This is a genomic window from Nostoc sp. S13, assembly GCF_029379315.1.
Lineage (GTDB): Bacteria > Cyanobacteriota > Cyanobacteriia > Cyanobacteriales > Nostocaceae > Nostoc.
The window spans coordinates 1-17,745 of record NZ_JAQYWQ010000128.1 but is presented as its reverse complement, the minus strand read 5'-3'; the positions used below and the strand labels follow the sequence as shown (position 1 = coordinate 17,745).

The 17,745-nt window shown below is 41.3% G+C and carries 16 protein-coding genes and 1 pseudogene; 8 read left to right on the top strand and 9 right to left on the bottom strand.

Annotated elements, in window-relative coordinates; genetic code table 11:
• The first annotated feature begins 223 nt into the window (after positions 1–223).
• A complete protein-coding gene (locus PUQ00_RS27735) occupies positions 224–1,402 on the top strand; it encodes a GNAT family N-acetyltransferase (RefSeq protein WP_300422654.1) in 1,179 nt (392 codons plus the stop codon).
• A 261-nt stretch (positions 1,403–1,663) separates the two neighbouring features.
• Here PUQ00_RS27735 and PUQ00_RS27730 read toward each other — a convergent pair whose 3' ends face one another.
• On the bottom strand, positions 1,664–3,634 hold the full coding sequence (locus PUQ00_RS27730; RefSeq protein WP_300422653.1) for a cytochrome c peroxidase: 1,971 nt from the start codon (positions 3,632–3,634) through the stop codon (positions 1,664–1,666).
• 477 nt (positions 3,635–4,111) lie between these two features.
• Between PUQ00_RS27730 and PUQ00_RS27725 the strand changes: the two genes are divergently transcribed.
• Positions 4,112–5,035 (top strand): DMT family transporter, encoded by a 924-nt coding sequence (locus PUQ00_RS27725; protein ID WP_300422651.1) that lies wholly within the window; start codon positions 4,112–4,114, stop codon positions 5,033–5,035.
• Positions 5,036–5,810: 775 nt separating this feature from the next.
• Positions 5,811–7,526 carry an alpha/beta hydrolase gene (locus PUQ00_RS27720; protein ID WP_300422650.1) on the top strand — a complete coding sequence of 572 codons (1,716 nt, stop codon included), beginning with the start codon at positions 5,811–5,813 and terminating at the stop codon, positions 7,524–7,526.
• A gap of 84 nt (positions 7,527–7,610) precedes the next feature.
• On the opposite strand, the gene PUQ00_RS27715 is transcribed toward PUQ00_RS27720, so the two are convergent.
• Positions 7,611–7,919 (bottom strand): type II toxin-antitoxin system RelE/ParE family toxin, encoded by a 309-nt coding sequence (locus PUQ00_RS27715; RefSeq protein WP_300422649.1) that lies wholly within the window; start codon positions 7,917–7,919, stop codon positions 7,611–7,613.
• Positions 7,916–8,182, bottom strand: coding sequence for a type II toxin-antitoxin system ParD family antitoxin (locus PUQ00_RS27710; protein ID WP_300422648.1), 267 nt, complete (start codon positions 8,180–8,182; stop codon positions 7,916–7,918). Before PUQ00_RS27710 ends, PUQ00_RS27715 begins: the two co-directional genes overlap by 4 nt.
• A 167-nt stretch (positions 8,183–8,349) precedes the next feature.
• Here PUQ00_RS27710 and PUQ00_RS27705 point away from each other — a divergent pair, with 167 nt between their 5' ends.
• The 3 genes and pseudogenes from PUQ00_RS27705 (at position 8,350) to PUQ00_RS27695 (ending at position 10,100) form a co-directional block, all read left to right on the top strand.
• Entirely contained in the window at positions 8,350–8,838 is a 489-nt protein-coding gene (locus PUQ00_RS27705; protein ID WP_300422646.1) for a hypothetical protein, read from the top strand.
• Between the two features lie 438 nt (positions 8,839–9,276).
• Positions 9,277–9,393 (top strand): annotated as a pseudogene (truB, locus tag PUQ00_RS27700) (tRNA pseudouridine(55) synthase TruB); the annotation flags it as partial.
• A complete protein-coding gene (locus PUQ00_RS27695) occupies positions 9,393–10,100 on the top strand; it encodes a M15 family metallopeptidase (protein ID WP_300422645.1) in 708 nt (235 codons plus the stop codon). The pseudogene truB and the gene PUQ00_RS27695, both read left to right, overlap by 1 nt.
• A 5-nt stretch (positions 10,101–10,105) precedes the next feature.
• Here the strand turns inward: PUQ00_RS27695 and PUQ00_RS27690 are convergent, their stop codons facing one another.
• The 6 genes from PUQ00_RS27690 to era form a co-directional block, all read right to left on the bottom strand.
• On the bottom strand, positions 10,106–10,579 hold the full coding sequence (locus PUQ00_RS27690) for a TspO/MBR family protein (RefSeq protein ID WP_300422643.1): 474 nt from the start codon (positions 10,577–10,579) through the stop codon (positions 10,106–10,108).
• Positions 10,580–10,667: 88 nt separating this feature from the next.
• Entirely contained in the window at positions 10,668–11,141 is a 474-nt protein-coding gene (locus PUQ00_RS27685; protein WP_300422641.1) for a TspO/MBR family protein, read from the bottom strand.
• A 339-nt stretch (positions 11,142–11,480) separates the two neighbouring features.
• Positions 11,481–11,921 (bottom strand): hypothetical protein, encoded by a 441-nt coding sequence (locus PUQ00_RS27680; protein WP_300422639.1) that lies wholly within the window; start codon positions 11,919–11,921, stop codon positions 11,481–11,483.
• Positions 11,922–13,059: 1,138 nt separating this feature from the next.
• Positions 13,060–14,571, bottom strand: coding sequence for an NB-ARC domain-containing protein (locus tag PUQ00_RS27675; protein WP_300422638.1), 1,512 nt, complete (start codon positions 14,569–14,571; stop codon positions 13,060–13,062).
• A gap of 531 nt (positions 14,572–15,102) precedes the next feature.
• Complete coding sequence (locus tag PUQ00_RS27670; protein WP_300422636.1) at positions 15,103–15,780, bottom strand: response regulator transcription factor; 678 nt, start codon at positions 15,778–15,780, stop codon at positions 15,103–15,105.
• 127 nt (positions 15,781–15,907) lie between these two features.
• Positions 15,908–16,882 carry a GTPase Era gene (gene era, locus PUQ00_RS27665; protein ID WP_300422635.1) on the bottom strand — a complete coding sequence of 325 codons (975 nt, stop codon included), beginning with the start codon at positions 16,880–16,882 and terminating at the stop codon, positions 15,908–15,910.
• A 306-nt stretch (positions 16,883–17,188) separates the two neighbouring features.
• Between era and PUQ00_RS27660 the strand changes: the two genes are divergently transcribed.
• Together PUQ00_RS27660 and PUQ00_RS27655 are read left to right on the top strand one after the other, a co-directional pair.
• Positions 17,189–17,323, top strand: a complete 135-nt coding sequence (locus PUQ00_RS27660; RefSeq protein WP_300422633.1) for a hypothetical protein — start codon at positions 17,189–17,191, stop codon at positions 17,321–17,323.
• A gap of 5 nt (positions 17,324–17,328) precedes the next feature.
• The gene (locus PUQ00_RS27655) at positions 17,329–17,562 is read left to right on the top strand and encodes a restriction endonuclease subunit S (protein ID WP_300422656.1); all 234 of its coding nucleotides are present in this window, start codon (positions 17,329–17,331) and stop codon (positions 17,560–17,562) included.
• Positions 17,563–17,745 lie beyond the last annotated feature (183 nt).

Here is a 17,745-nt window from a genome sequence, read left to right as displayed (position 1 = left end):
AAACCTCTCCGTATTCTCTCTTAGTCTTGTTCAGAAATCAAATAGGAGTCCTATAGTATTTAAATAAGAGCGATGCAATGTCTACTTTAAGGGGCTATTCGGCGTCGCTGTTTGGTTAATAGTTGATGATCATGGGTTGAATGAAAGAAACATAGTTGGTGAAGCATTGAGGCAACGCCTGCTGTAGGATGATTGTGGTTTTGTCTTACTAATGGTATGAGAGATGACGGCTCAATTTGAATACAGTACTCTCGCCCATCCACAGGATATTCAGCATTTGGGGTACATCCTCGATCAGTGTTTTATTAGCTCACCTGGTGGCGAGGAAGTTTACATCAATCTAATTGGCGTAGAAAATTTCCGCATTATCCGTAAATTGCAGCAACTAGTTGGTGGATTGGCAACTCTGGATATGGCTCAGTGGTGGGGTGGTGTGCGTGTACCAATGACAGGAATTGCCGCAGTAGGTATTGCTCCAGAGTATCGCGGTTCAGGAGCTGCGATCGCTCTCATGGAGGACACCCTCAAAGAACTTTATGCTAGGGGTATACCGCTCTCTGCTCTTTATCCAGCAGTTCAAACTCTGTATCGAAAAGTCGGGTATGAGCAGGGGGGTAGCTGGTGTAATTGGGAAGTTGCTACTAAAAGTATCCAATTGCGGGAGCAACCCTTACCTTTGCAACCAATATTTCCAATCAATCATCAAGTCTTTCATGAACTATATCAGCAGCAGGCCAGATTAACGCCTGGATATTTAGACCGACATCCCGCAATCTGGGAGCGCTTAATCCAACCAGATGAGAAGGAAACATTTTATGCATATTTTATTGGTAGCAAAGAGAAACCTCAAGGCTATATCCTCTTCAGCCAACATTCAGCAGAGGATGGTGCAATTCTGCGAATAAAAGATTGGGTAATTCTCACAGATGCTGCGGCAGAAGGTTTTTGGTCTTTTATTGCCACTCATCGCTCTCACATTGATCGGGTGCGATGGAGGAGTTCTGTGATTGATTCCCTGACATTGCTGCTACCAGAGCAAACTGCCAAGATCAGGCATACGATGCGTTGGCTGCTGCGGGTAGTAGATGTAGTCAAGGCGCTGGAGATGCGGGGTTATCCATCGGTAATTCAAGCTGAACTGCATTTAGATATTCAAGATAATTTGCTAACTGGAAATAATGGTAAATTCATCCTTTCTGTCGCTAATGGACGCGGTGAAGTCACAAAAGGTGGAAAGGGTGAGTTGCAATTAGATATCCGAGAATTAGCACCACTATATACAAGTTTGTTCGCTCCCTACCATTTGCAAATAGCCGGGAAACTGCATGGGACAGAAACAGCTATTTCAGCAGCTACGCAAATATTTGCAGGTAGCTCTCCTTGGATGGCTGATTTCTTTTAACCTGAGCTGTCAGCGAACCTCTCTGTGGCTTGAACTTTAGTTCAAGTCTGTCCCTCTCTTAGTTGGAGAGGGAGGGTTTTGCGTAGTCAAAATCGCTTTGTGCAATAAAATCCCCTCCAGATGTGAAAAATGGAGGGGAATATGCTAAACGAAATAATTACGGTCTATGCTCTCATTTATGACCTGTTAAAGGCAATTAGGCATAGTGAAGACTGTCGCCGAGAGATGAGTGATGCAGAAATTACTAACTCAAATTGCTAGTTAGTTCAGGAAATTTGGAGTGCCAGTACCACCATCCTTACCAACAGCAGGAATTTCCAGGAAGATATCTGTAGCGTTGCCAGTACCGTCATTAGTAACAGAGGTAGAGGTACCCGGATGTCCGTTAGGAACAAACAGTTGCGGGTGATCAAAAGGCGCTTTCTCATGGAGAACTCGCTCATCAGTCAGTCCTTTTAAAAAGGCGACCAATTGCTGTTTTTCATCTGGTGACAGATTCAGGGGGGGAAGAACTCCAAAGTCACCACCCCGATTGTAAAAATCAACCACTTGCTCTAGGGTCGCCTGACCTCCGTTGTGAAAGTAGGGGGCAGTGAGTTCCACATTGCGAAGCCCAGGTGCTTTGAAGGCTCCGTCTGCAATTACGGCCTCACTTGAATTCAACGGTGGAGTCAGGATAGGAGGATCTTGTCCCAGGAGATTCTTAAATTTGCCCAGTTGAGCCAACCGTGCTTCGGAGAGTGGATTACCTTGGCCGTTACCAGATAAATGGTCATTACCACCCAAACCGAGATCGTCCGTGGCAGGTCTGACACCAATGTTGAAGAAGCCAGTGTCTTCAGGGGGTTTTGCACCGAAGGGCGCACGTCTGATTCGTCCGCTTTGAGCCACGCTGCTCACTGAAGCACCTGTTAATTCCAATCCACTATGGCAACCGATGCACCCCTTGCCCTCGAATAGTTTCTTCCCTTGTTGCTGCTGCACGGTGAGGGCGCTGGTGTTTCCTTCCAAGAAGCGATCGTAGGGTGTATCGTTAGCAATGAGTGTAGCCTCGTACAACTGAATCGCTAGCCCGAAGAACAGCGAGAAGTTATAGTCCAAGAGCTTGTACTCTTGGGTTTTGGAAGAGTAATCAGGGTGCTTGACAAAAGTCCGTTTACCTTCACCATCAACTTGGATCAGTAGCTTAGAGTCCCACCACTCCGGCTTAAAGGCAGCTTGAATTAGCTGATTGTAGCTGCTATAGTTCAGTCCGGGTTGAGGCGATTTACTGTCTGCACCTAAAACACTGTCTTGTGGATGCACAACCTGTTTGGCTAACGGTTGGAGGCGAGATAACTTTTGCGCCAGGTCTCGCGGGAGGCTTGTACCGTTAATTGACAGAAGACCTTGCAACAGATCGCTCAGAGATATTTTGCCAATCCGCCCGAACTTATCACCAATTTTTTGAAAAGTGCGACCATCAGCGGACAACTCACTGGAACTTAGTGGCGGGCCGACCGCCTGAGAAGCCAAAGACGAATTATTCAAGCTGACTTTGACAAATTCGAGCTGCTTGGGGTTTGGTGCTTTAACGAGAGAGGCGTTAGGATCTCTTAAACCAAAGGGATTCACCCCATTAAAGATGTTTTGCGCCTTTCCATCCCAGAAGTTGCGGAAGTTGAATGCTGCATTAATCACGGTTGGCGTATTGCGCGCTTGGACGCGGCGCACATTCGTACCTCCCACATTAAACACTGGATCGGGTTCGTTCGTTACTTGGTCTTCCGCACTACCAGGTGTGACATTAACAAACTTAGTATTGAAGGCTCCTTGAGATGAGCTAACATCGTTACGGTCTGACACAACGGTCGTAGAATCATTGGGATTCGACAGCTTGTGAAAGGGAAAATCTTCTTTTTTTAGCTGGTAGTTTGGTGCGCCACCTACATTAAAAACTGTATCTGGATTCGGTGTACCATTGGCATTGACCCGCAAAAGCCCAGGATTAATCTGATTTTTGGATCTATTGTCCGCTCCAGCATGGAAGTGACAACTAGCACAGGAGGTCTGTCCGTCGCTCCCAACCTGCATATCCCAAAAAAGAGCTTTTCCTAACTTGATTGCAGCTACTTTATCTTTTACGAAGTCTCCAAGATTGTCCGGCTCTGGAACCGATACGCTCTTGAGCGAAACTGGAGGCGACCCTGTAACCTGCGCCGATACACTATTTCCAGCTATTACTGCTACCATAATAATCGCAGAAATAGTTATAGTCTTTGAAAATCTTGATCTCAGGTAGTTAAGCTGGCCATCTCTGAATCTCCACCCTTGTCCCTTTATTTTTATCACCAAAGATTTCAGCCAAAATCGACCTTTTGAGGTTAGTAGGAAGTAAATTGATAAGCCTGTAATAAAGACTACTAAGCTTATTATGGGTGTAATTCCCATAGTTTTTTTCATAAAATAACAACGAAAAAATTATACATCTATGAGCAAGTTTTAAATTTATTATTCTTGTAAAGTAATTACGTAATTTACTAATTTTATGTGAACAAAAAACGCCATATGACTACAAAAAATTCAGTAGAGTCGGTCAGCTATTCGATATTTAAGTTTCATTAAGTAAGTTGTTAATATGCTTACTCCACAAAAGATTGATAAAATTTAGATATGCAAATTAGATATGTTTTAGCTTATGATTAGCCCTAGTTTGCGTAGGATATTTGAATGTCACTGCATCAAAGTTCTGGTCGGTGGCGTTTAGGGCTAGGGTTATCGCTATCGACGGTTTTATTGTGGGGAATTTTACCTATTGCTCTGACGGTAACTCTGCAAGTACTTGATATCTATACCGTCATTTGGTTTCGGTTTCTGGTATCTTTTTTACTCCTGGCTACGTATTTAGCAATATGCGGGAAATTACCAAAGTTAGAACAATTGTCTTCTGCTTCTTGGAAATTATTAGCGATCGCTACACTTTTCTTAGGGATTAATTACTTTTTCTTTATGCAAGGTTTAGCACTAACATCGCCTGCTAACGCTGAAGTTCTCGTTCAATTATCTACCCTTTTATTAGGTTTTGGAGGGTTAGTGATTTTTAAAGAACGTTACCGGCTGTATCAATGGATTGGTGTAAGTGTAATGACTTGTGGTTATCTTTTATTTTTTCGTGAACAACTAACAAATTTAGTTACAGCGCATGGCACATATATACTAGGTAGCGTTTTGATTGGGCTAGGAGCAGCAACATGGGCTATTTATGCTTTGGCACAAAAGCAGTTATTACAATCTTTATCTTCCCCTAGTATTATGCTGATTATTTACGGGGGTTGTAGTTTATTATTCACTCCTCTAGCCAGAGTAAAATCACTTTTTATACTTGATGCTTTCCATTTAGAAATGTTGGTTTTTTGTGCTTTGAATACTTTAATTGCTTACGGGGCTTTTGCGGAATCATTAGAACATTGGGAAGCATCACGAGTGAGTGCAGTCTTAGCTCTAGCTCCAATTGTGACATTAATATCAGTCGCAGTGGTATCAGTTATTGCACCTGATTGGACATCACCAGAACACTTGACCTTCATAGCAATATTAGGAGCGGGTTTGGTAGTCACAGGTTCAGTAGCGATCGCCTTGGGAAAAGTTAATTAATAAAATAATTTCCCGGATTTTTACTGGGTTTTTTATCTAGTAAATTCGTGCCATATTCAAAGCTACAACATAAATACTGAGGCAGAGTATTTTTTATTTGTTATGATTTAATAGTGAAGGCAAACTACTGGAGTCAAAATAATTCGTAATTCGTAATTATTTGGTGAGCCTATTGCAAGATAGATACTTTACTCATCTATGTGACTTTGTAGGATTTAATTATTGAGCTTATAGCCAACCCAAAAAATCTTTGGAGCAGAATTCAGAAGTCAGAATTCAGGAGTCAGAATTAATCACTAGTTAATTGTTAATCGCTACTTTTTGGACTACCAAATACTAGATTTTATGGGGATGTTAAACCCATTTAAACTCTTGATACCTAGCCAGTAAATCCACAATTTATGCTGAATTATAACGACTGACTCCTAAATTATGTTTTGATAAAATTGAGGGTATTGAAGAAGAATTCAGAAGTCAGAATACATTCGTCAGAATCAAGACGCTCTCTGCGAGACGCTGCGCGAACGCGGACTCGCTCTCCGTGGCGCTATCAGTCGGGGATTCAGACCCGCGACTGATTGAAGACCACCAAATTTTCTTGTTTTGTGGGGGTCTTAAACCCGATTATTCATCCACCAGTCGTACAGAATTCATTCTGAATTCTGACTCCTGACTCCTGAATTCTGTTCGATAACTTTAAGTAAACCAAGCAGGGTGCCCGAATAACTACCAAAGCCAACACCTGATAAAACCAGACCACCGAAATAGTTGAGCGATGAATAGTTTGTTTGGTAATTGGGCCAGCAGCCTCAGAAAAAATTCTCTATTGCTGGTTCTTTCGATGGTGCTGCCAACATTTGGAATTAGTAATTCTGTCTTGGCAGCAGAGCAGATTTATGCATCTTATTCAGCTTTAGAGCTTTCCATTTCAGTCACTGCTTTAGAAAACTACGCCAAAACAGGTGTAATTGACAACGATTTGGCAGCGTATCAGCAATATCTGCCTCTTGAAAAGCTTCAACAATTGCGGCGGATTTTACTTAATCGTGTGAAAGTCAGTCCGGCAGTAGTTTCGCAACTTCTCTACACACCGCAAGGGGAATTTTTGTTGCATCGGTTGGCGCATGTGATTATAGCCAAATCTCCTCAGCCAGAATCAGAATTTGATGCCTTGAGGAAGGCGCTAATTTTAGCCTCTGCGGAATCGTCTGGCTTAACACTTTTGAATGTGTTGCGTAAATATCCCCACAGCAGTATTCACCTTGATGTAGTAGAGACTTTAGAAATAGCTACGGAATTGGAGAAACTTGTTAATCAAACCCATCGTGCGATCGCAGCAGTTTCCCAAAAGTCTAAAATAGAAGCTGCTACCATTTCACAACAAAATTTCTCACAATTGCCCGATTTGCAGGTTCCGGGAAAGTTGAAGTCACAAAAATACACCCTGAAGTTTTTTGACTCAAGGCGCAATCGGCTTTTATTAACTGATGTTTACATTCCCAATATCCAGAAGACTGCACCCGTAATTGTGATTTCTCACGGCTTGGGTTTAGACAGCAGCAACTTTCAATATTTAGCCACTCATCTAGCTTCCTACGGATTTGCCGTCGTCGTTCCCAATCACCCTGGTAGTGATGCTAAACAATTACATTCTCTGTTGAATCGACGTGCCATTGAAGTAGCAGAACCAGGTGAATTTAAAGACCGACCTTTGGACATAACATATATACTGAATCAATTGGAAAAAGATAATCAATCTGATTCACGGTTTAAAGGTCGGTTAAATTTGCAACAAGTCGGAGTATTTGGTCAATCTTTGGGAGGCTACACAGCCTTGGCCTTGGCAGGTGCTAAAATTAACTTTCAGCAGTTAAAACAAGACTGTCAACCAGCAGCACTGCAAAATACCTGGAATATGTCTTTACTGCTCCAGTGTCGCGCTTTGGAACTGAGCATCGGCAAGTCTGACAAGGATTATAACCTGCGGGATGAGAGAGTGAAAGCTGCGATCGCAGTTAATCCCATTACTAGCTCTATTTTCGGCAAAGCTGGCTTAAGTCAAACAAAAACTCCAGTGATGATTGTCAGCAGTAGTGATGATACAGTTGCACCAGCTTTAGCCGAGCAAATTTTACCTTTCTCCTGGTTTAGGAATTCACAAAAGTATTTCGTCATGCTTGTAGGTGGCACCCACTTCTCCACCATTGGCAATGGCAACCCTGCAAATCAACAAATAGCATTACCTGCCGATATGATTGGTGATGCTTCCCAAGCGCGTCGTTACATGAATGTTTTGAGTTTACCCTTCTTCCAAACCTATGTTGCAGGAAAACCACAATACATTTCCTACCTCAACGCCGCCTATACCCAAAGCATTTCTAGTAAATCGCTTGGTTTGAGTCTTGTCAAGTCATTGAATACAACCGAATTAGCTCAATTGCTGGATACAAAAGCAGCCAAACCCGCAAAAAAAAACTCCCCAATACCATAGTCAGCTTCGGATTTTGGATGTTGGATATTGGTGTTGCATTGCTGCATGTGATGATTTTTATTTGACTATAAACAATTAGTTTGTTTATTCTCCGGCGAGTTCCCGCGCAATATCCATGTTTGCTGCTAGTACACGCACGATTTCAACGGGGTTTTCACCTCGGTATATTAGGAAATATCGGGGCTGCACCAACCAGAAACGGACAGGAAGCGGAGTCAGATCGTAACGGTACTGTCCTATTCCGCAGTTGTCTGTCAGTAATTCACAGGCGGAAAGAAGCTTGTCCAGAATCCGTTCGGCAGCATCGGGATTATCTCGCGCGATATAGGCATAAATTCCCGCGAGGTCGTTCTCTGCTTGCGGCGAGAGAATATAAAGTTTTGGGTTCGTCACAACGATTTTTTGATCAATTGTCGCGCCTTGTTGCGGATGCGCTCTCGCGCACCTTCTTGCGGAAGACCTTGTGCATTATCAAGCTCTGAAATACCGATAGCAATTTGCTCATTGAGCCACAATTTATATTCCTCGGAATGGTCGTTAAAGCGTTTCAAAAGACGCAATCCCTCCCGAATCACCTCGCTTTGAGAATGGTACAAGCCGGACTCAACCTGTAGTTGGACGAAGGCTTCCAACTCAGGAGTAAGCGAAATATTCATGTATCTATTTCCTTATAACAAGAATAGACATTATAATAACAGTTTTTGTTATTGCTAGCCAGTGAAAATTTTCGCTAGTTAGTAAAATTTGATTAACAGCTTAATAAACGCTTAATAACTTCATGATAAGGTATTTACCAATACTTTGAAAAGCATAAAGGAACTTTATGGCTGTTGTGACAAATGTTGTGGGTGACTTTAGAGATAACACACAGTATCTCACTGGAGATGTTAATGGAGATGGTAATAGTGATTTAATTGAAGTTTGGCAAGATGGAGGAGTATTCAAGTCCGCAAGTCACTTGAACAATGGACAAGGTATATTTAATAACGTAGCTGCTACAACTGTTGTCGGTGGTTTTAGAGATAACACACAGTATCTCACTGGAGATGTTAATGGAGATGGTAATAGTGATTTAATTGAAGTTTGGCAAGATGGAGGAGTATTCAAGTCCGCAAGTCACTTGAACAATGGACAAGGTATATTTAATAACGTAGCTGCTACAACTGTTGTCGGTGGTTTTAGAGATAACACACAGTATCTCACTGGAGATGTTAATGGAGATGGTAATAGTGATTTAATTGAAGTTTGGCAAGATGGAGGAGTATTCAAGTCCGCAAGTCACTTTAATAATGGTCAAGGTTCATTCATTTAAACCTCGTCCATGTTGAAACCTGGAGTTTTGAATTATTCAGTTGTGTCATTGCGACGAAGGAAGCAATCGCAAAACTTTGGTAAAAAACTAAAGCTCTCAAGTTAGACGAGGTTTAATAACAGAGCCATCACTGAAGGTGAGTTATTATTTCCGGGTAAGAGGTTGTTTGAAAAGTCTAATTTATTACTCACCTGGCGACTAGAAATCACGGCTACACGAGACTTTACCCACTTCCATAGGTTAAAAACCGTGATTTTTCGTTTGTCTAGTAGCGAAATTATATTCGCCCAATACTTTTCAAACATCCTCTAACACACCCGACGTTAATTTATATTTGTTTATATACATTAAAATTTTCTTATTAATGCTTTATAAGGTATAAACTGCTGAATATTGATGAATATTTTATAGAATTTAGAAGCTGTAACTATTGATTTTGTGTTATTTCAAGGTTTTATCAACTTAAAGGAACCATTCGGCTGGACTTCGCACGACTGCGTAGCGCAGGTGCGAAAATTGTTGCGCCTCAAACGTGTGGGACAAGCAGGAACCTTATGAGGCCCTATCATCAAATCCCAATTTTCGAGTGTGGTGAACCGCTAATAAAGATTCCTTTAGAACTGTTTGCGGTGGAATCTCCCCATCCTTATGAAAAATTAGGTGCTATTTATGGCGAACACTCGCCTTATTATCTCCGTCAAAGCGTGATTGAAAATTTGCTCCAAGCCCAAAATTACCTTTATCTTTTGTATCCTAACTGGCGTATCCAAATCTTTGATGCTTATCGCCCGATCGCAGTCCAGCAATTTATGGTAAATTACAGCTTCGCCCAAGCAGTGCAGGATAGGGGACTGACTGAGGTGGAGTTATCATTAAACCAACGCCAAGAGATTTGGGAGGCGGTTTATAAAATTTGGGCTGTACCAAGTTTAGATGAAAAAACCCCGCCTCCTCACAGTACAGGTGCGGCGGTGGATGTGACGCTAGTAGATGATGCAGGGCAAATAGTGAATATGGGTTCGCCGATTGATGAAATGTCAGAGCGATCGCATCCCGATTATTATGCCAATAGTTACCACCAAGAAGCACAAAAGTATCATGCTCACCGTCAGCTATTGCGGGATGTAATGTTAAAAGCAGGCTTTCAACGCAATCCTAGAGAGTGGTGGCATTTTTCTGTTGGCGATCAAATGTGGGCTTGGCTGAATAATCAATCCAATCCAGCCAATCCTGTCACCGCACGCTATGGGCGTCTTGCATAGATGCGTTATGCATCTTGAGGGTTTAACTCCTTTAACTCGTCGGTAGTATAAGTACCAATGGGAGTCCAAACTAAATAGGGAAGGAGTAACAACGCCGCCATTAGAGAAATTGGCAAAACGCAGATTGCCAGGACAACTGCTAAAATCAAACCCGTTAGTCCCAGAATTTCCCCCGTTTTGAGACTGCGAAACCTCAGCATTAGCGGTATGTAGGCGACGGTAATAATTTCTACCAAGAGGTAAAAAGCCATTAGTAGCCAAGTAATTAAGCTTCCTGGATTTTTTTCCCAGACAACATAAGCTGAAGCTGCACCGCCAATAAAAATCACAGTCCAGATGAACGGAATTAGCGGCTCAAAAACTAGCCAGCGAGGACGACTTAACCGTGCAAACCATTTAACATCACGCGGCGTGATCAAGAAACTACCAAGGGCGATGAAGAAAGTTACAGCCCCAATTATTATCCAAGATGGAATCATAATGCACTCTTGCTTGTGTATTTTGTCAAGTCATACACTGCAAGTTTGACAATTTAGGGCATAGGTTGAATCATTCCCTGGTGGAATCTTAGGCATCTTGAGGATTGAGACTGATCATCTGCCAAGTGGTATAAGTACCAATAGGACTCCAGAGTATATAAGGAACTAGTAGCAATGCTGCCCAACCAGAAAAACCTAAGACTGCAAGTATCAATAAAGCACAAATGATAAAACCTGTGCCACCAAGAATTGTACCCACTTTCAGGCTGCGAAGCTTAAACATTACAGGTGTATAGGCAATGGTAATAATTTCTAAAAGCAAGTATAAACCCATGATTAACCAGGTTGAGGTGCTTCGTGGATCTTTTTCCCAGACAATATAAGCTGACCAAGCACCGCAAATAAATATTACAGTCCAGATAATTGGAATCGCCCCCTCAAAAGTTAGCCATCTCGGTCGTTGTAAGCGCTTGAACCATTGGCGATCGCTAGGCGTAATCACGTTAGCTGCTAAAGCAACCAAGAAAGCCACACCCCCAATCACCATCCAAGATTTAATCATGCCCGTTAGTCCTTTACAAGCGCTATCTATCGCTTAATATCACTTTTTATAGTGTGATTTTGTCAATTTAATGGCTAATTCTTCATCATCCCTGAGTTTGAAACCTTCACATCGTTTGGCAGGATTTTACAGCTATTTTCATCTTAAATAGACCACGCGGTAGGGGCACAGCAATACTCATTGGTCTTAACTTAACGTAAAATCCAGTATAGAAAGAGCTTTAAGAGGTTGTCTCGTTAAGAGTCTCTGACTCTTAATGCCTAATGGCAGGGCTGCTGCCTTAAGACTTGCGGCAGCAGCCCTGCCAGAGACTAGAAACAAAGTTTACCAGTTCAGCTTTTATGAACCGACTGTGACGGGGTAAGACAACACAAAGGGCTTGAAACTAGCTCCAGATTTTGGAGTACCGCTTAACTCCAATTCATAAGCTCCTACTTTAGGAAAAACGATCTCGGCTCCGGGAATGCTTTTATATTGCTTGGTTGATACATTATGTAAAGTAGGCTTCAGCAATGGGGTATCAGTTTCCCTGTGAGGTTCAGGGTAGACAGCCAAGTGACAGTTACATTGTGTCAGGGGGATTAGTTGCCCGCCTTTTCGGGTGAGGACAATCCAAGCATGAGCGGTTTTGCCAGCTTGAGGATTGTCATGGGGTTCAATATGCAGCATTCCGCCTACGTCTCCAGAGACCTTTTCAGTGTGGGCATTGACTGGTGTAGCAATCAAAACCGAAATTAATAATAACCATCCCAAATTCTTCTCTAGGGTAAAGTGGAACATAAAGTTTCTAAGAGTGAGCGAAGTAGACCTGGCTGGCTGGGGAAAAGCAATTAAAGAAAAATTCAAAGATTTTTGATGTTATGTTTTCCACCAGTATTTAAGAACGATAATTTTAAAAGAATAGTTGCGTCAAAAGACAACCTGTCAAACTTTCGCTATGGGGTTTTCCCCTTGTCCTCTTCGTTGACTCCTGAACTTCTACCTAAATACCTAACTTAAAGCCATATTATTTATTACTTATGATAGTTACTTTAAATCATCTGGATGAATTAAATTAGTGAGAGTGATGAGTCAAAGCAAGTATATTTAGTAGCTGAGGTTCAAAGCATGGATTCGACAGGTAAAGTTCTAATTGTGGACTCGTCCTGGTATGTTCCACTGCCGTTGAAAGAGTATGCAATCAGCCGAGTGACTGTCTACTTTTATAGCAACGGCTGGATTCCAATTAAATATTGTTCTTTACAAAAGGCAATTTTGCTTCACCAGAAGGCAAACTTAGAAGGCAAGGAAATTTTATTATTTCCTGTTAATTTAGACCCGAATCAATTCTCAAACTCTTTTAAATAAAATGGATTAAGCTAAACTATTTTTCAAAAATATTGGCAACAAATAAATCGACTGTAGAGGCGTATATAAGTACACCTTTACTTGTAAATGGGATTAAAAATTGTGGCGATCGCTAAATATTTCTTCATATATATTGAATTTTTATTGCCAACTTACTCGTTAAAAAAATCGACTTTGACAAAGAGTTTTAGCCTTAATTGAACCGTATTGCCCTATAAGGGAAGGGGAGTAAGATTAAATCAGTCAACAGTCAACAGTTATCAGTCCTGACGGCGTATAAGCGTCGGTTTTCAACCCGTCACTAACGCCTAACACTAATCGGCTTTCAGTGATTAGTTTTCAGTTATCAGTTAATGCCGATATCAGCGTCGGTCTTAAAGCCAATTATCAAAACTTTTAACTGTTTACTAATAACTGATAACTGTTCAAAGCCTCTCTCCTTTTAGGAAAGAGGAATGGAAGTGAGGTCAAAGTGTATTGTATCTAAACGAGAAGCGCTATATTATTTCTATATATTTAAAATAAGAGTAATTGCTCATAGATCAACACCGCTTTTTATGAGGTTACTAACTCAATTTTCAGATGATAACAGAGGTGATTCAAGTTGGTAGTTGGTCGACCCATAACTAGATAAGCAATTTTTCAACTGTTGTACTTCCGCCAAAATATCTAGAATGTGTTGCTCTAAAGCAGATATCAACAGAAAATGATGGTATAATTTGTCTGCAATTGGCTGCATAATTAACTGCATTTGGGTTGCTCTGATATCGTCTTTAGCAGTTGTTACAATCAGTGCAAGGCGATTAAACAGAGAAAAATTTTTATTTACCAGTTCTATGACAATTTTATGGTGAAGTTGCTCTGTAATGTACTCCATTACTGTAGGTCGCTGGGTGTAGTAGTTAGCATTTTTTTCAATTAAAGAGCGCCAAATAAAACTTTCTATTACTTGCAAAAGCTGGCTTTGAGAAATAGCAGGTACAAAATCTCTGGCTAAGTCAGTAATAGTTGTCAATTCCCGATTAATTGCTAGCCAATACATAATTTCTTGTTCTATTTTAGAGATGCGATTTAACTGCTGTTCCAGCAAGCGGCTAATATTTGTTACTAATAAGGTATTTTGCTTGAGAAATTTACAAATATTGCCATTGAATAAGTCGATGATAGTATTAGCAACAATCTTTACTTTTAGGGGATTGTTACTGTAGCGAGCGCATAATTCCCGTTTTTGCTTATCTGAACCTACAAGTTGCTTTGATCTTAATAGAGAAAAGGCTAGTTCTGGTGAACCAAACAAATTTAGAGAGCGCACTGGTAGTTCTGTCCCTTCGAGTAAGGCGACTTCAGCAGATTTATTTCGACTGGTCAAAATCAGACAACTACTATGCGCTGCTTCTCCAATCACTCGGATTAATTCACCATATTTTTCATAATCTAAGCTGTAATTACCAGCATGACCAACATCTAAAACCGTCTCTAAGTTGTCTAAGATTAATAGACATCGGTTGGTACGCAGATATTGGATGAGTCGATTGATGTCGGGTTTGGTTTCCTGATGATTTGATACAAAGGATACCAAGTCTGTCATGATGCTATCAAAGGATGGGCTTGTGCGTAGCGATCGCCAAATCACATAATCAAACTCATCCTGAATCTTTTGTGCTAGCTGCGTCACTAAAGCTGTTTTACCAACCCCACCCATACCCAACACAGCAACCAAGCGACAGTTATCTTGCAGAATCCATGATTCTATCTGCAACAGTTCTTGAAAGCGTCCGTAAAATGATGAAACATCAATTGCTGTACCCCAATCTTGTTTTTTTACAGCTTCTTGTGTATTTATGCTTATATTTTTAGGTTTAATATTAAGAGTAGAGATTTCTTTCCAATCCATATTTAATCTACGACATAGTTCTTCAAAAGTTGCATGACCAACAGGTTTACCTGTCAGGAAGTTACTAATTGTAGCTAGGGCAAATCCTGTATCATGAGCCAAAGCTCTTTGATTGGGATAGCCATTAATTGCAACTGCAATCTTGACTTTATCAATACGGTCATGACGAACTCTGAGGGATCTTGGCATTAATTATTGCAGACGCTAAGCTACAAATTTGGGGATTTAGTGTTTTGACATCCCCCTGCTACGGCTTCCTCTAAAGCTGGGGGATTCTGAGAAGTGGTAGAGGCGATCAATTTCTTAAGTAATAGACGCTATCAGTAGTATTGACTTTTCACGTAATCTGGAAAGACCCACGAAAAACCTAACCTCCTTCCCGCAAAGGGCAGCGGGAAAATTCAAAATCTCTCTCCTTTTAACGTGAGTTCGATGAACCTCTCCCGGACAGCCTCCCTCTGGGAAACGGAAAGGGAGGAGCAACGAAAAATTCAGCTTTTTGCTCCCCTCTCCGCGTCGGAGAGGGGCTGCTCTTGAGAGGTCAAATAAAACTTGTCGAACTCACGTCCTTGTAAGAGAGATGAAGAAGAGAGGTTTTCCAGATACCGTGAAAAGTCAGATTAGTAGTAAAGGTTTGAATTTGTTCTGATATCAAAAAAACCAGAGTTAGTTGTTCATGAAATTAAACTACCAGCGCCACAAATAAAGATCACCAGATAATCAAACCAACCCCGAACGGAGTGCCACAACTGCTGCTTGCACGCGATCGTCTACTGCTAATTTATTCATAATCCCTCGGACGTGAGTTTTGATGGTATTAGGACTGAGATAAAGTTTTTCAGCAATCTCTGGGTTACTCAACCCGTCTACCATGAGTTTTAATACTTCTAACTCGCGCCCCGATAAATTGGCATTATTGCTGGTGGGTAAGGGCGGTTTGAGATTATCAATTACTCGCCGCGCAATTTGGGGATCGAGATAGGCTGCACCATCAACTGCGGCTGCGATCGCACTTAACAATCGTTCTACACTTGCACCTTTGATACAATATGCATCTGCACCACTAGACAGTGCAGCAATAATTTCTGTCTCCGTTTGATGAGATGTCAGCATCACCACATGAGTTGCTGGCAGCGCCGCCTTAATTTGCTGTGTCGCTGCAATGCCATCCAATCGCGGCAATCCAATATCCATAACCACCAAATCAGGTTTCAGTTGTAGTGCTGCTTTAACTCCCAAATAACCATCTTCTGCTTGTCCAACAATCTCCAATTGAGGATGAGCCATTAATGATTGCTCTAATCCCAGTTGCATCATCGGATCATCTTCGACAATTAACACACGTAATGGCGGAGCATTGGCTGGTAAATTTAAGGGATAGCGAGTATCTAAAGACATTTTTATTAATTAAGAGTCATTAGTCATTTGTCATTTGTCCTTTGTCCTTTGTCATTTGTCCTTTGCTTTTTTTGCTTGCCAATGATTAATGACCAATGACCAGTGACTAATGACAAATGACTAATTATTATTCTTCGACGCGATAGCCTAACTCTGCTAAACTCACCCGCGACTGTCGCCATTTTGGCTGGACTTTGACAAACAATTCTAGGTAAACTTTACCAGCGATTAACTTTTGGATTTGTTCGCGGGCTTCACTACCAATTGCTTTGAGCATCGCCCCGCCTTTGCCTATGAGTATGCCTTTTTGGGAATCGCGCTCGACGTTGATGGTAGCAAGTATACGGGTAATGCTAGGAGTTTCTTCTACTAAGTCAATGGCGATCGCTACTGAATGGGGTACTTCTTCACGAGTCAATAATAAAATTTGTTCTCGGATTAATTCACCCATAATAAAGCGCTCTGGCTGGTCAGTTACCAAGTCTGGGGGATAGTATAATGGGCCAATTTCTAAATGTTCAATTAATAATTCTTGAAGTTGTGGTAATCCGGCACTAGTCTTGGCAGAAAATTTCACGATTTCCCATTCATGGGACTTGCCCATCTGGGCGTAACTATTATCTAGAAACTGGGAATCGGGAGGTTGTTGGTCGGTTTTGTTCACACCCAGAATCACCGGTGTTTTGCTGCGACTGAGCAAATCGGCAATATAGCGATCGCCTGCACCACAAGCCACTGCTCCATCTACCACAAATAGCACTACATCTACCGATTCAATCGCAATTTTGGCATTTTGCACCAATACTTCCCCCAATTGATGATGGGGCTTATGAATTCCTGGCGTATCTACAAATATTAACTGCGCCTCTGGTGTCGTTAATATGCCGCGCAAACGGTTACGTGTTGTTTGCGCTACTGGTGATGTAATGGCAATTTTTTGTCCTACCAATTGATTCATTAAAGTAGATTTACCGACATTAGGACGACCAACAATGCCGATAAAACCTGATTTAAATTCAGGAGGAGCCTGTGGGATTGTTACTTCTCCTGAAAAAGAGAAGTTGTAATTATCAATACTAGTCACCTTTGGCTCCACCCTCATATTTTACATCTGGGATAACTTGATTTTTTCTTAGACACCAAACAAGCATAAAATTACCCTGGCATTTTTAGGGATTACTTTTGCCGAGGTTTAATCTATTACTGGCTATACACTTATATTTTACAGCTGAGATAACTTGATTTTGTTTTTAGATTCAAAACAAACAGTTCCATGACGAAATTTGTATTAGCCTCAGGGACTCTGTGTATAATTGAGCAATAAATTACTCAGTAGGGGCAATTCATGTAGCTTTAGCTTCTCGTAGGGTATTGCCTCAACTCTTCATAAAAGTAAGTGAATTTACTGATGACCGATCAACGAGAGCTTTCAGAACAGGATATTTGTACACAGTATGTTTTACCTGCTTTGCTTAAATCAGGGTGGGATGTCAGCAAGCAAGTCCGAGAACAGGTCTATTTCACTGATGGAAAGTTCTTTTGAGTTTTGTGATACAACATGAAATAGACATCAAAAAAACTGGCGTTACTGCTCAAGGTATAAAGTCAAAAAGACTCGTTGAAGTTCCTTTTCCCCTTCCTCCGCTTGCCAAACAAAAAGCGATCGTTGAAAAAGTCGATTATCTGATCAAAATAATTGACCAACTGGAAGAACAAATCAAACACCGGAAACAACTCGCACAAGACTTCATGCAAACCGTCCTCCGCGAAGCCTTTGAATAACCTTGCACCTGTAGGGGTAATTCATGAATTACCCCTACAGTGTTTTCGAGAAATTAGACCCAATTTTCTAACGAAAATTCCCTAACTTGACGCATCCGTTCAAAATCACTAAGTAGGTGGGCGTGAGATAAGCAAAATGTGTAACAATAAGTAAAGACAGTGAATGCAATATGTAGGTATAAA